Source organism: Azotobacter chroococcum, from assembly GCF_002220155.1.
In the GTDB taxonomy this organism is placed as follows: Bacteria; Pseudomonadota; Gammaproteobacteria; order Pseudomonadales; family Pseudomonadaceae; genus Azotobacter; species Azotobacter chroococcum.
Map to the genome: position 1 here is coordinate 820,566 of NZ_CP011835.1, position 18,058 is coordinate 838,623.

At 66.8% G+C, this 18,058-nt stretch carries 16 protein-coding genes; 10 read left to right on the forward strand and 6 right to left on the reverse strand.

Annotation, left to right across the window (positions count from 1 at the left end; translation table 11 throughout):
- Window positions 1-2: 2 nt before the first annotated feature.
- The 4 genes from ACG10_RS03785 to ACG10_RS03800 all read left to right on the forward strand — a co-directional run bounded on the left by ACG10_RS03785 (window position 3) and on the right by ACG10_RS03800 (window position 4,251).
- Entirely contained in the window at window positions 3-914 is a 912-nt protein-coding gene (locus tag ACG10_RS03785; protein WP_089167194.1) for an NAD-dependent epimerase/dehydratase family protein, read from the forward strand.
- A gap of 40 nt (window positions 915-954) precedes the next feature.
- On the forward strand, window positions 955-1,218 hold the full coding sequence (locus ACG10_RS03790; protein ID WP_089167195.1) for an acyl carrier protein: 264 nt from the start codon (window positions 955-957) through the stop codon (window positions 1,216-1,218).
- A 251-nt stretch (window positions 1,219-1,469) separates the two neighbouring features.
- Window positions 1,470-2,402, forward strand: coding sequence for an aminotransferase class I/II-fold pyridoxal phosphate-dependent enzyme (locus ACG10_RS03795; protein ID WP_232487186.1), 933 nt, complete (start codon window positions 1,470-1,472; stop codon window positions 2,400-2,402).
- Between the two features lie 94 nt (window positions 2,403-2,496).
- Window positions 2,497-4,251 carry an ABC transporter ATP-binding protein gene (locus ACG10_RS03800; RefSeq protein WP_232487187.1) on the forward strand — a complete coding sequence of 585 codons (1,755 nt, stop codon included), beginning with the start codon at window positions 2,497-2,499 and terminating at the stop codon, window positions 4,249-4,251.
- A gap of 71 nt (window positions 4,252-4,322) precedes the next feature.
- Here the strand turns inward: ACG10_RS03800 and ACG10_RS03805 are convergent, their stop codons facing one another.
- The 4 genes from ACG10_RS03805 to ACG10_RS03820 all read right to left on the reverse strand — a co-directional run bounded on the left by ACG10_RS03805 (window position 4,323) and on the right by ACG10_RS03820 (window position 7,239).
- Window positions 4,323-5,201, reverse strand: coding sequence for a YsnF/AvaK domain-containing protein (locus ACG10_RS03805; protein WP_089167196.1), 879 nt, complete (start codon window positions 5,199-5,201; stop codon window positions 4,323-4,325).
- 62 nt (window positions 5,202-5,263) lie between these two features.
- Complete coding sequence (locus ACG10_RS03810) at window positions 5,264-5,683, reverse strand: YsnF/AvaK domain-containing protein (RefSeq protein WP_089167197.1); 420 nt, start codon at window positions 5,681-5,683, stop codon at window positions 5,264-5,266.
- Window positions 5,684-6,086: 403 nt separating this feature from the next.
- Window positions 6,087-6,428, reverse strand: a complete 342-nt coding sequence (locus ACG10_RS03815) for an FKBP-type peptidyl-prolyl cis-trans isomerase (RefSeq protein WP_089167198.1) — start codon at window positions 6,426-6,428, stop codon at window positions 6,087-6,089.
- A 115-nt stretch (window positions 6,429-6,543) separates the two neighbouring features.
- Window positions 6,544-7,239 carry a spermine/spermidine synthase domain-containing protein gene (locus tag ACG10_RS03820; protein ID WP_089167199.1) on the reverse strand — a complete coding sequence of 232 codons (696 nt, stop codon included), beginning with the start codon at window positions 7,237-7,239 and terminating at the stop codon, window positions 6,544-6,546.
- Window positions 7,240-7,885: 646 nt separating this feature from the next.
- Here ACG10_RS03820 and ACG10_RS03825 point away from each other — a divergent pair.
- Window positions 7,886-8,242, forward strand: coding sequence for a DUF2141 domain-containing protein (locus ACG10_RS03825; protein ID WP_198319011.1), 357 nt, complete (start codon window positions 7,886-7,888; stop codon window positions 8,240-8,242).
- Window positions 8,243-8,670: 428 nt separating this feature from the next.
- On the opposite strand, the gene chrA is transcribed toward ACG10_RS03825, so the two are convergent.
- Window positions 8,671-10,026 (reverse strand): chromate efflux transporter, encoded by a 1,356-nt coding sequence (gene chrA / locus ACG10_RS03830; RefSeq protein WP_089167201.1) that lies wholly within the window; start codon window positions 10,024-10,026, stop codon window positions 8,671-8,673.
- A gap of 480 nt (window positions 10,027-10,506) precedes the next feature.
- Entirely contained in the window at window positions 10,507-10,875 is a 369-nt protein-coding gene (locus ACG10_RS03835) for a BON domain-containing protein (protein WP_039801997.1), read from the reverse strand.
- 370 nt (window positions 10,876-11,245) lie between these two features.
- Here ACG10_RS03835 and cpdA point away from each other — a divergent pair, with 370 nt between their 5' ends.
- The 5 genes from cpdA to parC all read left to right on the forward strand — a co-directional run bounded on the left by cpdA (window position 11,246) and on the right by parC (window position 18,016).
- Entirely contained in the window at window positions 11,246-12,061 is an 816-nt protein-coding gene (cpdA, locus tag ACG10_RS03840) for a 3',5'-cyclic-AMP phosphodiesterase (protein WP_039801999.1), read from the forward strand.
- A 110-nt stretch (window positions 12,062-12,171) separates the two neighbouring features.
- A complete protein-coding gene (locus tag ACG10_RS03845; protein WP_089167202.1) occupies window positions 12,172-12,789 on the forward strand; it encodes a YqiA/YcfP family alpha/beta fold hydrolase in 618 nt (205 codons plus the stop codon).
- A 12-nt stretch (window positions 12,790-12,801) separates the two neighbouring features.
- Entirely contained in the window at window positions 12,802-14,694 is a 1,893-nt protein-coding gene (gene parE / locus ACG10_RS03850) for a DNA topoisomerase IV subunit B (RefSeq protein ID WP_089167203.1), read from the forward strand.
- On the forward strand, window positions 14,694-15,680 hold the full coding sequence (locus ACG10_RS03855; RefSeq protein ID WP_089167204.1) for an esterase-like activity of phytase family protein: 987 nt from the start codon (window positions 14,694-14,696) through the stop codon (window positions 15,678-15,680). The genes parE and ACG10_RS03855 overlap by 1 nt, the downstream gene beginning before the upstream one ends.
- Before the next feature lie 77 nt (window positions 15,681-15,757).
- On the forward strand, window positions 15,758-18,016 hold the full coding sequence (parC, locus tag ACG10_RS03860) for a DNA topoisomerase IV subunit A (protein ID WP_089167205.1): 2,259 nt from the start codon (window positions 15,758-15,760) through the stop codon (window positions 18,014-18,016).
- The last annotated feature ends 42 nt before the right edge of the window (window positions 18,017-18,058 follow it).

Below are 18,058 nucleotides of genomic sequence, written 5' to 3' on the forward strand. Positions count from 1 at the left end.
TCATGGCACGGATCGTTGCCCTGACGGGGGCGACCGGCTTCATCGGCGGTGTCCTGCGCCGGCAGCTGATGCAGGCGGGCGTGCCGCTGCGCGCCTTGAACCGTCAGCGAGACGGTTTCGAGGACGGCACCGAATGGATACGCGGAACCCTTGAGGACGAAGACGCCCTGGCCAGGCTGGTCGCCGGGGCGGATACGCTCATCCATTGCGCCGGCGCGGTGCGCGGCGGCACGCCCGAGCATTTCAACCGGATCAATATCGACGGCAGCCTGCGCCTGATCGAGGCCGCCCGGAACGGTGGTTGCTGCGAGCGCTTCCTGTTGATGTCGTCGCTGGCGGCACGTCATCCCGAGCTGTCCTGGTACGCTCATTCGAAGTTCGAGGCGGAGCGCCGGGTCAGGCAGGCGGCCGGGGACATCGCCGTGACGGTGTTCCGGCCCACGGCGGTGTACGGGCCGGGCGACCGGGAAATGCGTCCCCTGTTCGACTGGCTGCTGCGCGGCTGGCTGTTCACGCTGGGGCAGGGCGATGCACGGCTCAGCTTTCTGCACGTCGAGGATCTGGCGCGCGCCGTGCGACAATGGGTGGATTCGCCGCAGGCGCCTGCCGCCACCTACGAACTGAATGATTGCCAGCCGGGCGGTTATGATTGGAACAGCATCGCCGCCATCGCCGCAGAGATTCGTCAGGGTCCGGTGCGCCGGATCGCGGTTCCGGCGCCGCTCCTGAAGGGGCTCGCCCGAGCCAATCTGCTCGTTTCGCAGCTGAGCGGCCATGCGCCCATGCTGACGCCGGCGAAGGTGGGGGAGTTGACGCATCCCGACTGGTCCTGCAGCAATGAGCCCATTCGCAGCGCCCTGGGCTGGGAGCCACGGATAGTGCTGAGAAACGCCTTGCGGGAGCGGTGGTTCTAGTCAGGCAAGAAGCATCTCCAGAATCGATAGAGGACCGACCATGATTTCCCAGGAACAAATACTGGAGCGGCTTTTGGCCTATCTCAGGCCTTTGGCGCCGCCCGGAACGCTGCTGCACCCGGATATCGACCTGAAACAGGAACTTGGCCTGGACTCCGTCAAGGTCATGGACCTGCTGATGGAGCTCGAGGACGAGTTCGATATCTCCATTCCCCTGAACGTATTGGCAGACGTGCACACTCCCGCCGAACTGGCACGGGCTGTCTTCTCGCTGACGGAGCATGCCGATGGCCTTGTTCGATAGGTTCGCGAAGCTGGCACAGGCGCGTGCCGATCTGGTGCAGGGCCGCCTCAATCCGTTCGGCACGCGCATCGACGAGATCCTTTCCCCCACCGAAGGGCGTATCGGCGAGCACCGGGTGATCCTGGCCGGCACCAACAACTACCTGGGGCTGACCTTCGAGCCCGCCTGCATCCAGGCGGCGCAGCAGGCGCTGGAGCAGCAGGGAACCGGGACCACCGGTTCGCGCATGGCCAAGCAGCTATGGCAGCCACATGGCCCTAGAGGCCGAGCTGGCCGATTTCTTCGCGCGCCGTTCGGCGATCGTCTTCTCCACCGGCTACATGGGGAACCTCGGCGTCATCGCCTCCCTGGCCGGTCCGGACGACATCGTGCTGCTCGATGCGGACTGCCATGCCAGCATCTACGATGCCTGCAAGCTGGGCGGCGCCCAGGTCATCCGCTTTCGCCACAACGATGCGGCCGACCTGGAGCGGCGCATGCGCCGGCTCGGTGAGCGCGCGCGCAATGCCCTGATCCTGGTGGAAGGCATCTACAGCATGCTGGGCGACCAGGCGCCCCTGCGCGAGATCGTCGAGATCAAGCAGCGCCTGGGCGGCTATCTGCTGGTCGACGAGGCCCATTCGGTCGGCGTGCTGGGCGCCCATGGTCGTGGCCTGGCCGAGGAACTGGGCGTCGAGGCGGAGGTGGACATCGTCACGGGCACCTTCAGCAAGAGCCTGGGGGCGATCGGTGGCTTCGCGGCCAGCCATCATCAGGACATGGATCTGCTGCGTTATGCGAGTCGCCCGTACATCTTCACCGCCTCGCCGTCGCCGTCCGCCATCGCCTCGGTGCGTGCCGCCCTGCAGACGATGCGCAGCCGGCCGGAGCTGCGCGAGCGGCTCTGGTCCAATGCACGGCGGCTGTACCGGGGGCTGGATGCTCTGGGATACCGGCTCGGCCCGCAGCCGAGTCCGATCGTTCCCGTGCTGCTGGGCTCGCCCGAGGAGGGCGTGGCCTTCTGGGAGAACCTCATCGAACGGGGCGTGTACGTGAACCTGGTACCTCCGCTGGCGACCCCCGGCGGCCAGGCGCTGGTGCGCTGCAGTGTCAGTGCCGCACACACGCCCGAACAGATCGAGCGCATCATCCAGGCCTTCGCCGCGCTGCGCACCTCTGCCGGCAAGGCCCTTGCCGGTGCCTGAAGGGCCCGGCCGGCCTTGCCGGCCGCTGGCTTTTTCCGCGGATGCCGGCTGTCTGTTGTCCAGCCGGGATGCCTTTTTTTCCTGAAGGATGACCATGCGTATTCTGCTTGCCTTTGGTCGGACCTATCCCGAGCGTACAGCGCTCATGCTGATCAGCCTGTTCCTGGCCGGCCTTGCCGAAGGCGTCGGCCTGACCACCCTGCTGCCCCTGCTGTCGGTGGCGCTGGGCGATGAGACGCACTCGGAGTTCTCCCTCGAGGTCATCGCGATCCTGCAGATGTTCGGCCTGGAGCCGACCGTCATGACTATGATCACCGTGATGGTGCTGGGCATGATCGTCAGCAGCGCACTGGTCCTGCTGGGCAATCGCCAGGTCGGCTATACCGTGGCGCATGTCGCCACCGACCTGCGCGTCGCCCTGATCCGTGCCCTGCTGGGCAGCCGCTGGGAGTACTACCTGCGCCAGCCGACGGGGGCGCTGGCCAACTCCGTCGCCACCGAGGCCTTCCGCGCCTCCACCGCCTACGAGCACGCCGCCAACGCCCTGGCCCTGTTCATTCAGGCCATGGTCTACGTGGTCATCGCCCTGTTCGTGTCCTGGCAGGCGGCCGTCCTCTCCCTGATTCTGGGCGTCTTCCTGCTGCTGGCCCTGCAGAAACTGGTGAAGACCTCGCGTCACGCCGGCAAGAGCCAGACCCGCCTGATGCGCGAGCTGCTGGCGCACCTGACCGACACCCTGGGCTCGGTCAAGCCGCTCAAGGCCATGGCCCGCGAGGATATCGCCGACTCGCTGCTGCGGCACCGGGCCGACGAGCTCAACCACGCCATGGAGCGCGAGGTCATGAGCCGCGAGGCGCTCAGGGCGCTGCAGGGGCCGATGCTGGCGACTCTCGCGGCGGGAGGACTCTATGCGGGGCTGGTCGTGCTGAAGCTGCCCCTGTCGTCGGTGATGGTGCTGATCTTCCTGGTGGTGCGGATCCTGAGCCTGCTGCACAAGGCCCAGCAGCGCTACCAGCGCGTCGCCTCCCAGGAAAGCGCCTACTGGGCGCTGCAGAAAGCGATCGAAACCGCGCAGGCCGATGCCGAGCCCGGCGGCGGCAACCGGGCTCCCAGCCTGCAGGACGCCATCGTCTTCGAGCACGTGTCCTTCAGCTACGGCGACCGGCCGATTCTCGATGGCCTCGACCTGACGATCCCCGTCGGCGCCTTCACCAGCCTGGTCGGGCCCTCCGGCGCCGGGAAAACCACGCTCCTCGACCTGCTCTGCGTGCTGCTGGCCCCGCAGTCCGGCAGCATCCGGGTCGACGGCGTCCCCCTGGAGGAGCTGGACCGCCAGCGCTGGCGGCGGCTGATCGGCTACGTGCCCCAGGAAACCCTGCTGCTCCACGACAGCATTCTGGCCAACGTGACCTTGGGCGATCCGGCGCTGACGGTCGCGGATGCGGAGCGGGCGCTGAGGCAGGCCGGCGCCTGGGAGTTCGTGGAGAGGTCTCCGGAGGGCATGCAGACGGTCGTCGGCGAGCGCGGCGGCAAGCTGTCCGGCGGCCAGCGCCAGCGCATCGTCATCGCCCGGGCGCTGGCCCACCGGCCCCGGCTGCTGATCCTGGACGAGGCGACCAGCGCCCTGGACCCCGAGTCGGAAGAGGCGATCTGCCGGACCATGAAGCAGCTGACCCCGGAGATCACCGTCATCGCCGTCTCGCACCGGCCGGCGCTGATCGAGGTCGCCGACCAGGTCTGGCGCCTGCAGGAGGGGCGGCTGGTGCGCATCAAGGGACCCCGCGAGACCTGCCGGCGTTTCGGCGAGCGGGCCCCGATCGGGCCGGAAGGCGGCGCACCCACGGCCTGAGGGGCAGGCAGGCGACTGCGGAGAGAGGGCCTCTCCCGCGCGAGGGGAGAGGGGGATTGCTCTCAGGCCGCTCAGGGCCGGTTGCGGAAGGGTGTGTCAGGATCGATCGGCCGGTCGCCGGCGGTTGGCCGGGTTTTGCGGATGTCGCTGTCCCTCTCGATGTCCACGTCGGTACGCCGCACCGTGTCGTGCACGGTTTCCTCGTGCTGGGTGGTTTCCTTGCCGACCATGACCTCCTCGACCACCCGGGCGGTCTTGGAGACCACGGGCTCTTCGGCAGTTTCCTGGATCTCGATGGTGCCCTCGCGGAAGGTGGACAGCTCTTCCTGCGAGGCCGGGCGATCGACCGGGCGGCGCTCGACCACGGCGTGCTGCTCGGTCAGGCTCACCGTCTCCTCGACCGGGCGCTCGGTCATCCGCGACACGATGCGGACGCGCCCCAGGGCGTTCTCCCGCTTGCCGACCTTGAGCTGCTCCTCCATGATCGGAATGGCCGTGCGCTCGGCCGTCCCGCTGGTGGTCGTGGCGGTTTCGGCCGAGCCGAGCTGTTCCGTATGCTGCAGACCCCAGCCGGCGCTGCGCTCGTCGATGTCGATGGCGCCGTTGTGCTCCATGATCTCCTCGACGACGCTAACCTGGTCGTCGTCGTTGACGGTGACGGTCACCACGGTGGAGCCGTGGCGTACCGCCTCGGCATAACGCTGGCTAGTGGCGTCCTCGTCGCTGAAGATCGAATGGAAGAACTCGCTGATCCTGTCGCCCAGGGACTGGTCCTCCCGGCGCGTGTCGTAGGTGGTGTCGGTGCGCAGTGCCGTGTCCTCGCTCATGCTGATGTCGTTCGAGGCAGCCAGCTGAATATCGGTTTGCGACACGCCGCTACTCATCAGCTCGCGCTTGACCTGTTCGGCTTCGTCGTAGTGGTCGAATGCGCCAATCAGAATGTGTTGCATGGTCCACCTCTATAAATTCGGCAGCCTGGGCTGCAAGGCGATAGCGGTGTTGCGGTAGATGTCTACCGGGTTTGGGAGGGCGGGACTTCCGCGGGGGTGCGCTCGACCGTCACCTGCTCGCGCCGCAGCGTGACGGGCACGCTGTGAGGCTCCTCGTGCACGACTCGCCGGACACGCAGCTCTTCCTTGAGTACCAGCCGTTTCTCCACGACCAGCACTTCCTCGAGCACGGGAATGACGGTGACGTCGCCCTCCTGGCGAACCTGCGGGGGATGGGCCGGATCGACGTCCGTCCCGCAGGAAACCCGCTCGACCTGTACCTCGTCGTGGAGCAGGGACTCCTCCAGGAGACAGTCCTCGGTTTCCACCGACTTGGTGATCCGCACGCGGCCGGACTCGACCTGGCGCTTGTGCAGGACGGCCTCCTCGACCATCACCGGAATCGTCTCGCTTTCCAGTCTCTTGGGTTCGTCTGCAGGCATCGTCTCCCATCCTTCGCTCGGCCGAGCGTTTCACGCCCTCCTGGGAACTAGAGTTCGCCACGGCTTTGTTGGTTCAGGAAACTTTGCAGTCGATCCGACAGGCTGTCGGATTGGCGGTGACGAATGAACGAACAGCAGAAATCGCCTGTTTCGAAGTTGCCGCCACAGGCAGGCTGAAGTTCCGCCGGACAGCGGCCCGCCTGCCTGCCGGCCACTTTCCGCACAACTTGCCTGTTGTGCAGGGACTCATTGTTTTTGATCGTTGAATACCGCCCTGACGCGGCGAAAGAGCAAGGATGGATAACGGGAAAGTTCCGGGAGACGAGTCTTGCATGGCAAGTGCAAGACCTGGAATACCCACTTTCCGGCCTGTTCTCCGAAAGGAAATTCTGCCGGGGATTCCTCAATCGTCCCGGGTCAGCACTTCCAGCAGCTCGATCTCGAAGATCAGGTTCGAATTCGGCTTGATGTGCGCGCCGATCTGCCGCTCGCCGTAGGCGAGGTGCGCCGGCACGAAGAGCCTGCGCTTGCCGCCGACCTTCATGCCCATCAGCCCCTGGTCCCAGCCCTTGATCACCCGCCCGGTACCGATGACGCACTGGAACGGCTTGCCTTTATCGTAGGAGGAATCGAACCGGGTGCCGTCCTCCAGAAAGCCGTTGTACTGGGTGGTGATCAGGGCGCCCTTGACCACGGCCTTGCCGTCGCCCAACTGGATGTCCTCAACCTGCAATTCGTCGCTCATCGCTCGCTCCGTTCAGTCGGCAGCCCGTGGGGGATGCCTGGATGGGCAGCGTTTTTCTCAGGAATTGCATGGCCTGGCAACCGTGGGGGGATGGGTGTCGGACGTTGCCAGCACTTCAGGAGCGTCTGCCTGGGAGCAACTCCGCAATCCAGATGGTGTGCCGGGTGCCCTTGTTGCCGTGGGCGAAGACCTGAACCTCTTCCGCCCGGAAGCCGGCCCTGGCAAGCCGTCCGGAAAAGGCCCGGTCGGCGGTGGCCGACCAGACGGCCAGCACGCCCCTGGGCCGCAGGGCCTGCGCGCAGGCGTTCAGGCCGTCCAGCGAGTAGAGCCAGCTGTTCACTTTCTGCGTCAGCCCCTCGGGCCCGTTGTCGACATCCAGCATGATCGCGTCATACCCCCCGGGCTCGCGCGCGAGGACTGCCGCGACGTCCTCGTTGAGCAGGGTGGTGCGCGGGTCGCGCAGCGGATGACCGGCCTTCTCGCCCAAGGGGCCGCGGTTCCACTCGATCACGCCGGGCACCAGCTCCGCCACCTGCACTTCGGCATCGGCACCCAGCGCCTTGAGCGCCGCCGCCAGGGTGAAGCCCATCCCCAGTCCCCCGACCAGCACGCGCGCCTGCGGGTTTGACGCGACTTTGCGGCAGGGGATCTGGCCAAGGGCGTCCTCCGATCCGTGCATGCGGGTATTCATCAGCTGATTGCCGCTGCCGCCCTGGATCTTGATGACGAAATCCTCGCCATATTCGTACAGGCACAGCGCACCGCCGTTTTCCGGGATGGGGGCCGTGCCGATCAGGACGAAACGTTTCATGGGCATCTCTACAGGGAGGGCGGCAGTGAGCCGGAGAGCGGGGCATTCAACGCCGCCGCGAAGAGCGTCGCCAGGATGCGGGGCGGAGGCGACGGGGGCGGCAGCTTGTCATGGACGGCTGGCGGCCTCAAGGAGAAACCGGCCCGTCCCGGCCCCGATCCGGCCTTGCAGGTTCAGGCTTTGCGCGCATGTCTGCGCTGGGCCATGAGTCCAATCATTTGTTGATTGAATGGATGGACTGCGTAGGCTCCTGCTCGGCGGCCAAAAGCTGGGGAGATCTGCAATGCCGGCTTTCGACCCGTACCGGTCTTTCACGCCCATTGATCGGCGCGGCTCAACTCAGCAGAAAGCGGCCAGTCGCACAGCTCCATCAATTGTTGATCAGCGAGGCTGACCCCCGATATGGCTGCTGCGATTCAGCACCTACGAGCAATCTCTCGAACCAATCATCGAAAAGAATAACTGCGCCTATGCGTATCAGCCCGGCTACAGGAGTTTTCGGGCATCGGCGTCTAAGCTAATAATTCATCAAGGAGCCAGAGATGCGAGTCCTATGCGATTTCGATGCATAGCATTATATGTAGTAGCGGTGTTTGCGACTCTTCCCGCCATCACCTTGGCCCAATCAGCATGTCCTGGCATTCACGTGAAGATTCTGAACATTAGAAACAGCACTGGAGTCATAGCTTGCGCGCTTTTTGAATCACCCGTCGGCTTCCCTACAGAGTTCCTGCGCTCCGCCATCAATATCATGGTGATTAAAATCAAGCATACACAGGCACGCTGTGACTTTGAGGAAATTCCGCAGGGAACGTATGCACTTGCCGTCATCCATGATGAAAATATGAACGGCAAGCTTGACACTAACCGGCTTGGGGCTCCGACAGAGGGCTACGGCTTTTCAAATAACGCAAAAGCCTTCTTGAAAGCTCCTTCGTTTGGCGCCGCCCGCTTTCCGTACGGCGGGCAAAATGTAGCCTTAACGATCAGCTTAAGTTACTGAGTGCTCGTTATATAAACATTGAAGAGTTCTATCTATCTATTTTGTTTGATCCAGCACGCCTATTCAGGGGCGCTGCGCCTAACAAGGCATATGGACTCCCCCCGCAAGTGACGAAAAGCGTGCGGCTGAGTTTGAGTGTTAAGTGTTAAATGTCCGCTATCCGGCATTCGCTAGCTGAACTCATTCTAAAGTAAATGACTGCACTTGGCCGATTTCTGCCACGCATTTCGCTGAGGTTGTTCAATGCTCAGTGAAATACCAGATACATCTTGATTCTGTCGGGTTCCACGCTCCTGCGTGGAACCCTGACTGATCGACGCTCTGCGTCCCCGGCAGCGACCTACGCAGGAGCACAGATACGATCAGTTGTTCCACCGTCCCCATCTGGCCGACGCCTGCCACCCCTTTTCACAAAGGCTCTCCGCCTCTCAGCGCAGCCCCAGATGCACCAGCAATCCCGCCAGCGCACAGCCCGCCAGCACTTCGATCACCCCGCGCCTGAAGCGGAACAGGGCGATGGCGGCAGCCAGGGCGATCAGCGCCGAGGGCCAGTCGAAGCGGCCGGCGAAGCCTTCGGGCCAGAGCACGTGGTAGCCGAAGAACAGCGCCAGGTTGAGGATCACCCCGACCACTGCGGCGGTGACCCCGGTCAGCGGGGCGGTGAACTTCAGCTCGCCATGGGTGGATTCCACCAGCGGGCCGCCGGCGAGGACGAAGAGGAACGACGGCAGGAAGGTGAACCAGGTGACCAGGCAGGCGGCCAGCGTGCCGGCAAGGAAGGCCTGCTCGGCGCCGAACAGGGGGTGGACGTAGCCGCCGACGAAGCCGACGAAGGCCACCACCATGATCAGCGGCCCCGGGGTGGTCTCGCCGAGGGCCAGGCCGTCGATCATCTGCGTCGGGGTCAGCCAGCCGTAGTGGCCGACCGCCCCCTGGTAGACGTAGGGCAGCACCGCGTAGGCGCCGCCGAAGGTGAGCAGCGCGGCCTTGGTGAAGAACCAGCCCATCTGCGTCAGGGTGCCTTGCCAGCCGAACAGCGCGGTCAGAAGGCCCATCGGCAGCAGCCAGAGCAGGGCGCCGACCAGCAGCAGCCGCGCCAGCCGCGCGCGGCTGAAGCGCGCATGGGCGGGCGGCGGGGTGTGGTCGTCGATCAGCGCCGGGCCGAAGCCCGGCTTCGCCGCCGCATGGCCGCCGGCGCCGCCGAAGCGGTCCGGCGCCAGGCGCCCGCCGAGGTAGCCGAGCAGCGCCGCACCGAGCACGATCAGCGGGAAGGGTACCTGGAGGGCGAAGATCGCCACGAAGGCGGCTGCGGCGATCGCCCACAGCCAGGCGTTGCGCAGGGTGCGCGAGCCGATGCGGTGGGCGGCGTGGACGACGATGGCGGTCACCGCCGGCTTGATCCCGTAGAACAGCCCGGCGACCAGCGGCACGTCGCCGAAGGCGAGGTAGACCCAGGACAGGGCGATCAGGATAAACAGCGAGGGCAGCACGAACAGCACCCCGGCGATCACCCCGCCGCGGGTGCCGTGCAGCAGCCAGCCGAGGTAGGTGGCGAGCTGCTGGGCCTCGGGGCCGGGCAGCAGCATGCAGAAGTTCAGGGCATGCAGGAAACGGCGCTCGGAGATCCAGCGGCGCCGCTCGACCAGTTCCTGATGGAGGATCGAGATCTGTCCGGCCGGGCCGCCGAAGCTGATGAAACCGAGCTTGAGCCAGAACAGCAGGGCCTGGCGCAGGCTGGCGGACGCATGGTCCGGGTGGGGCTGGTGCGGGTGCGTTTCGGACATCGGGATGCTCTTTGCCGGGGTGTTTGCGCTCGGAGGACCGCCGCCGGGGCCGAGTCACCGGTTTCCGGCGACGGCTGCGCAGGCGTCGCGTGGCGCATCATAGCCTGCGTTGATTGCGTGTGTCCGAGCGCCGCCCGGCTGGGAGTCGGTCGGATCGACGGGGCGACCCGCCGGCCGCTCGCCGGCGGCGTGCGGCGCTTGTTCACCAGCAGCTCGCCGATGCGGATCAGCTGTGCGCGGCGGCCTGCGGAGCTGAGCTGGCTGCGATTGGCGGCAACAGCAGAAGCATCGCGAATGAGTTCGCTCCCTTGGCCTGTTCGCCAATGGGCAAGTGCAAGACCTTGAAAGGCTGGCTCTGAAGCGTGGCGCAAGGATCCTGGAATCGTGCCCGGTCTGCGGCGCATGACCCGGTCGGGAAGGCGGGCGCCGAAGAGCCGGCGTGGCGGAGCACGCCAGCCCTGTCCGCGGGTTTTCGGCGTGTTAGTCGGCCACCATCAGGGCATCGGCGGAAACGTCTTTCACGCCCTTGATGCTCCTGGTCTTCTGGATGGCCAGCTCCTTCTCGGCCTCGGAGCTGACCGTGCCGGACAGTGACACCACACCCTGGGTGGTTTCCACCTTGATGTCCATGCCATCGAGGTCGCTGTCGGCCAGGAAGGTGGACTTCACCTTGCTGGTGATCCAGGTATCGGAAACCGCATCTCCGGCCTTTTCCATTGTTTCGCTAGCGAGAAGCATGGGTTGGGCCTGACTCTGCCGGCCATCATCGGCCGCAACGCCACCGGCCATCATCAGGCCGAGAGCGGCCGTGGCGGTAATGGCGATATAAGTCCAGGGATGCTTTTTCATGGTGTTCACTCCTGTTCTTCTTGGGGAATTACAGCGTGTCGACATAACCATGGACTTCCCCGGGGCAGGGTAAGTTCTATGCGGCAGCGGGAGGGGAGAGTGCGGCGTTCCTCTTTGTGGCGCTGTTGCAAGGGATTTGCCTGGCGCGGGAATCGGGAAAAATGCCCTGCTTGCTCCGTTCGGGAATGTGCGATGTGCGTCGGGATACCGGCCTCCCGTGACATCCGCCTGCAATCCGGCCGGGCAACAATGATGCGTTTCACAGCCGGGTATCCGGCGCGGACATTCTGTGAACCATGCCCGATGTACGGGCTTACCAGGCCGGTTTTCTGCGCCGATAATTGACCTGCTTCCGTTCCAGGAGAAGGTCTTGCCGAGCCCATCCCCTTCCGTTGCCGATTCCTCCCTGTTGCTGGTGCAGCTGACCGACAGTCACCTGTTCGCCGACATGGAGGCGCGGCTGCTCGGCATGCAGACCGAGGACAGCCTGCAGCGGGTGATCGAGCTGGTGCGCCGTGAGCAGCCGCGGATCGATCTGCTGGTGGCCAGCGGCGACATCTCCCAGGATGGCTCGGACGAGTCCTATGCCCGGTTCCGCCAGCTCTGCGCGCCGATCGCCGCACCGCTGCGCTGGACTCCCGGCAACCACGACACGCGCGAGGCGCTGAGCCGGGCCAGTGCCGGCAGCGAATGCCGCCAGCCGATCGTCGACCTGGGCAACTGGCGTATCGTGCTGCTCGACTCGGCCCTTCCCCATGCGGTGCCCGGCTTTCTCGAGCCGAGCGAGCTGGCCCTGCTCGAGCGGGCCCTTGCGGAGGCGCCCGAGCGTCATCATCTGATCTGCCTGCACCACCATCCGGTATCGATCGGCTGCCACTGGATGGAATCGATCGGCCTGCGCAACGCCGAGGCGCTGTTCGCCGTGCTGGACCGCTTCCCGCAGGTGCGCGCGCTGCTCTGGGGGCACGTGCACCAGGAGTTCGATCGGATGCGCCGCGGCGTGCGCCTGCTCGCCTCGCCTTCGACCTGCGTGCAGTTCACCCCCGGCAGCGAGGACTTTTCGGTCAGCGACCAAGCGCCCGGCTACCGCTGGCTGCGCCTGCAGGCCGACGGCCGCCTGGAAACCGGCGTGTCGCGGTTGACCGACTACCGCTTCCAGATCGACTACGGCAAGGGCGGCTACTGAGTCCGGCGGGGCGTTGCGATCCGCCGCACGGCAGCAAATGCGCCGGCCGACTTGAGACTGGCGCGCGCGGCTTGTAGCCTTCCTTCTTCCGTCACTGTTGTCCGAGATTCATGCCCAGCGCCGCGCCGTCCATCCTCTATATCCACGGCTTCAACAGCTCGTCCGCCTCCCTCAAGGCGCAGCAGCTGATCCGCGCCATGCAGGCCCTTGGCCTAGGCGCGCGCCTGCGGGTGCCCGATCTGCATCACCATCCGCGCCAGGCGATCGCCCAGCTCGAGACGGCGCTCGCCGAGCTGGGGCGGCCCATGCTGGTCGGCAGCTCCCTCGGCGGCTACTATGCGACCCATCTGGCCGAGCGGCATGGTCTGCCGGCCGTGCTGATCAATCCCGCGGTGCGCCCGCACCGGCTGTTCAACGGCCGTCTGGGGCCGCAGCTCAACCATTACAGCGGCGAGACCTGGGAGCTGACCGCCGACCATCTGGCGGCCCTCGCCGCCCTGGAGGTGCCGCCGCCGCAGGACCCGGTGCGTTACCGGGTATGGCTGCAGACCGGCGACGAGACGCTCGACTGGCGGGATGCCGCAACCTACTACCGGCACTGCGCGCCCTCCGTCGAGACGGGCGGCGATCATGCCTTCCAAGGCTTTGCCGGGCGCCTGCCGGAACTGCTCGCCTTCGCCGGCTTCGCCGCCGGGCTGTGGCGCGATTTCGATTTTTCCGAACTCTGAACTAAGGCAACCATGGCTCAGACCTACAACGCGGACGCCATCGAGGTCCTTTCCGGACTCGACCCGGTGCGCAAGCGCCCGGGCATGTATACCGACACCACGCGTCCCAACCACCTGGCCCAGGAAGTGATCGACAACAGCGTCGACGAGGCCCTGGCCGGCCACGCGAAATCCGTGCAGGTGATCCTCCATGAGGACAATTCGCTGGAAGTGATTGACGACGGCCGCGGCATGCCGGTGGACATCCATCCGGAGGAGGGCGTGCCGGGGGTCGAGCTGATCCTCACCAAGCTGCACGCCGGCGGCAAGTTCTCCAACAAGAACTACCAGTTCTCCGGCGGCCTGCACGGCGTCGGCATCTCGGTGGTCAACGCGCTGTCGACCTGCGTCGAGGTGCGCGTCAAGCGCGACGGCAACGAGTACCGCATGGCCTTCGCCGACGGCTTCAAGGCCAGCGAGCTGGAGATCGTCGGCAGCGTGGGCAGGCGCAACACCGGCACCAGCGTGCACTTCTGGCCGGACGCCCAGTACTTCGATTCGCCGAAGTTCTCCGTCAGCCGCCTGAAGCACGTGCTCAAGGCCAAGGCGGTGCTCTGTCCGGGCCTTTTGGTGAGCTTCGAGGACAGGGCCGCCGGCGAGAAGGTCGAGTGGCACTACGAGGACGGCCTGCGCTCCTACCTGGCGGATGCCGTCGACGGCTTCGCCCGCCTGCCCGAGGAGCCCTTCACCGGCAGCTTCGCCGCCAGCCGCGAGGCGGTGGACTGGGCGCTGCTGTGGCTGCCCGAGGGTGGCGAGAGCGTGCAGGAGAGCTACGTCAACCTGATCCCCACCGCCCAGGGCGGCACCCACGTCAACGGCCTGCGCCAGGGCCTGCTGGACGCCATGCGCGAGTTCTGCGAGTTCAGGAGTCTCTTGCCGCGCGGCGTCAAGCTGGCGCCGGAGGATGTCTGGGAACGCATCGCCTTCGTCCTCTCGATGAAGCTCGCCGAGCCGCAGTTCTCCGGGCAGACCAAGGAGCGCCTGTCCTCGCGCGAGGCGGCGGCCTTCGTCTCCGGTGTGGTCAAGGATGCCTTCAGCCTGTGGCTCAACGAGCACCCCGAGCTGGGCCTGCAACTGGCCGAGCAGGCCATCGGCAACGCCGGGCGCCGCCTCAAGGCGGGCAAGAAGGTCGAGCGCAAGAAGATCACCCAGGGCCCGGCGCTGCCCGGCAAGCTGGCCGACTGCGCCGGCCAGGATCCGCTGCGCGCCGAGCTGTTCCTGGTCGAGGGCGACTCCGCCGGCGGCAGCGCCAAGCAGGCGCGCGACAAGGAGTTCCAGGCGATCATGCCGCTGCGCGGGAAGATCCTCAACACCTGGGAGGTGGACGGCGGCGAGGTGCTGGCCAGCCAGGAGGTGCACGACATCGCCGTGGCCATCGGCATCGACCCCGGCTCGGCGGATCTCTCGCAGCTGCGCTACGGCAAGGTCTGCATCCTCGCCGACGCCGACTCCGACGGCCTGCACATCGCCACCCTGCTGTGCGCACTGTTCGTCCGCCACTTCCGCCCGCTGGTGGAGGCCGGCCACGTGCACGTCGCGATGCCGCCGCTGTACCGCATCGACCTCGGCAAGGAAGTCCACTACGCCCTCGACGAGGCCGAGCGCGACGGCATCCTCGAGCGCCTGGCCGCCGAGAAGAAGCGCGGCAAGCCGCAGGTCACCCGCTTCAAGGGCCTCGGCGAGATGAACCCGCTGCAGCTGCGCGAGACCACCATGGACCCCAACACCCGCCGCCTGGTCCAGCTGACCCTCGACGACTTCGACGCCACCCGCGAGGTCATGGACATGCTGCTGGCCAAGAAGCGCGCCGGCGACCGCAAGGCCTGGCTGGAAACCAAGGGCAACCTGGCCGAGGTGCTGGTCTGATGCGCCGCTGGCTGTTGGGCCTGGGCCTGCTGCTCAGCCCGGCGCTGCACGCCTCGCTGCCGGTGGAGCCACTGCGCCTGCTCGGCGAGCACCCGCTCGACGGCATGCCGAGCGGCAACTTCTCCGGGCTGGCGCGCTGCGGCGATGCGCTGTGGGCGGTTTCCGACCGCGACGACGATCGCCTCTACCGCCTGCAGCCCGGCGAGACGGCCTGGCAGGCCGAGGCGCAGACCTTCGTCGTGCCGCCGCTGCCCGACAGCGGGCTGCCCTGGGGGCTGCGGGCGCGGACCAGGCTGATGGGCACGCTGCGCGGCGGCGAGATGGATCTTGAGGGGCTGAGCTGCGACGCCCGGGGCAACCGCTATCTGGTCAGCGAGGCGCATGCCGCGGTGCTGCAGCTGCCGGAGATCGGTCAGCCGCAGTGGCTGGCGCTGCCGCCGGCGCTGCTGCGCCAGGCGCGGGCCAGCGGCATGCTGCTGAAATTCAACGCCATGTTCGAGGGCATCGCCGTCGATCCGGCTGGCGAGCGCCTGTGGCTGGCCGCCGAGCGGGAACGCCGCGGGCTGCTGGTGGCGCACCGCGTCCAGAGCGTCTGGCAGTGCAGCGGCAGCTGCGTGCTGCGCAGCGAGGACGGCCCGGCGCTGCCGCCGGCCCAGCTGAAAACCTCGCGCAGCTGGGCGAAGAGCTTCGCCGACCTGGCCTTTCACGGCGACAAGCTGTTCAGCCTGGAGCGTCTGGCGCACCAGATCTGCCGGCACAGCCCGAGCACCGGCGAGGTCGAGCGCTGCTGGTCGTTTGCCGACGCGCTGCTCACCGACGCCCGCCGCTACGCGCAGCCCTGGGGCAGCGCCGAGGCGCTGTGGATCGACGCCGAGGGCGCCTGGATCGGCACCGACAACGGCACGCTGCCCCGCGGCGACGGCGAAACCCGGCCGATGCTCTGGCATTTCGCCGCGCCGGCCGAAGGCTGGAACGGCGCGCCTTGAAGCCTGGTCACGATACCGCATTCAACTTCTTCCGGCGCCGGCTGCCTGCCGCCGCGCCGCAACCCTGGGACTGACCCATGAACGAATCCTTCGATCCCGGCCTGGACGGCGTGGAGCGCCGCTCCCTCGCGGAGTTCACCGAGCAGGCCTATCTCAACTATTCCATGTACGTGATCATGGACCGCGCCCTGCCGCACATCGGCGATGGCCTCAAGCCCGTGCAGCGGCGCATCGTCTACGCGATGAGCGAGCTGGGGCTGGATGCCGACGCCAAGCACAAGAAGTCGGCGCGCACCGTCGGCGACGTGCTCGGCAAGTTCCACCCCCACGGCGACTCGGCCTGCTACGAGGCCATGGTGCTGATGGCCCAGCCGTTTTCCTACCGCTACACCCTGGTGGATGGCCAGGGCAACTGGGGCGCGCCGGACGATCCCAAGTCGTTCGCCGCCATGCGCTACACCGAGGCGCGCCTGTCGCGCTATTCGGAAGTGCTGCTCGCCGAGCTGGGGCAGGGCACCGCCGACTGGGTGCCGAACTTCGACGGCACCCTGGACGAGCCGGCGGTGCTGCCGGCGCGGCTGCCCAACCTGCTGCTCAACGGCACCACCGGCATCGCCGTGGGCATGGCCACCGACGTGCCGCCGCACAACCTGCGCGAGGTGGCGAGCGCCTGCGTGCGCCTGCTGGACGAGCCGCAGGCGACGGTGGCGCAGCTCTGCGAGCACATTCCGGGGCCGGACTTTCCCACCGAGGCGGAGATCGTCACCCCGCGCGCCGAGCTGCTGAAGACCTACGAGACCGGCCGCGGCTCGGTGCGCATGCGCGCGCTGTACCGGGTCGAGGACGGCGACGTGGTGATCACCGCGCTGCCGCACCAGGTTTCCGGGGCCAAGGTGCTGGAGCAGATCGCCGCGCAGATGCAGGCCAAGAAGCTGCCCATGGTCGCCGACCTGCGCGACGAATCGGACCACGAGAACCCCTGCCGCATCGTCATCATCCCGCGCTCCAACCGGGTCGACGTGGAGGGGCTGATGCAGCATCTGTTCGCCACCACCGACCTGGAGTCCAGCTACCGGGTCAACCTCAACATCATCGGCCTGGACGGCAAGCCGCAGGTGAAGGACCTGCGCACGCTGCTCACCGAGTGGCTGGCGTTTCGCGTGCAGACGGTGCGCCGCCGCCTGCAGTTCCGCCTGGACAAGGTGGAGCGTCGTCTGCACTTGTTGGAAGGTTTGCTGATCGCCTTCCTCAACCTCGACGAGGTGATCCATATCATCCGCACCGAAGACCAGCCCAGGCCGGTGCTGATGGCGCGCTTCGGGCTGACCGAGGTGCAGGCCGACTACATCCTCGATACCCGTCTGCGCCAGCTGGCGCGGCTCGAGGAGATGAAGATCCGCGGCGAACAGGACGAGCTGGCCAGGGAACGCGACAAGCTGCTGGCCCTGCTCGGCAGCGAGGCCAGGTTGAAGAAGCTGGTGCGCAAGGAGCTCCTGGCGGACGCCGAGACCTACGGCGACGCGCGCCGCTCGCCGATCGTCGAGCGCGCCGAGGCCCGGGCGTTGTCGGAAACCGAGCTGCTGCCCACCGAGCCGGTGACCGTGGTGCTCTCCGAGAAGGGCTGGGTGCGCTGCGCCAAGGGCCACGACATCGACCCGGCGGCGCTTTCCTACAAATCCGGTGACAATTTCAAGGCGGCGGCCCAGGGGCGCTCCAACCAATACGCCGTGTTCATCGACTCCAGCGGGCGCAGCTATTCCCTGGCGGCCCATTCGCTGCCCTCGGCGCGCGGCCAGGGCGAGCCCCTGACCGGGCGCCTGGCGCCGCCGCCGGGGGCGAGCTTCGACTGTGTGCTGCTGCCGGAGGACGAGGTGCTCTATATCATCGCCTCCGATGCCGGCTATGGCTTCGTGGTCAAGGGCGAGGACCTGCAGGCGAAGAACAAGGCCGGCAAGGCGCTGCTGACCCTGCCGGCCGGTGCCCGAGTCATGGCGCCGCGCCCGTTGGGCGATCCGCAGAACGACTGGCTGGCGGCGGTGACCACGGAAGGGCGCCTGCTGCTGTTCCGGGTGGCCGAGCTGCCGCAGCTGGCCAAGGGCAAGGGCAACAAGCTCATCGCCATCCCCGGCGAGCGGGTCGCCAGCCGCGAGGAGTACCTCGGCGACTTCGTCGTGCTCTCCGCCCGGGCGACCCTGGTGCTGCAGGCCGGCAAGCGCACCCTGTCGCTGAAGCCGGGCGATCTGGAGTATTACCAGGGAGAGCGCGGCCGGCGCGGCAACAAGTTGCCGCGCGGTTTTCAACGGGTGGATGCGCTCTTGGTCGAGGAGCCGGCCTGATGGCAGAATGTCGCGCGAGCGCGTTGGAGGGTGCAACTACCT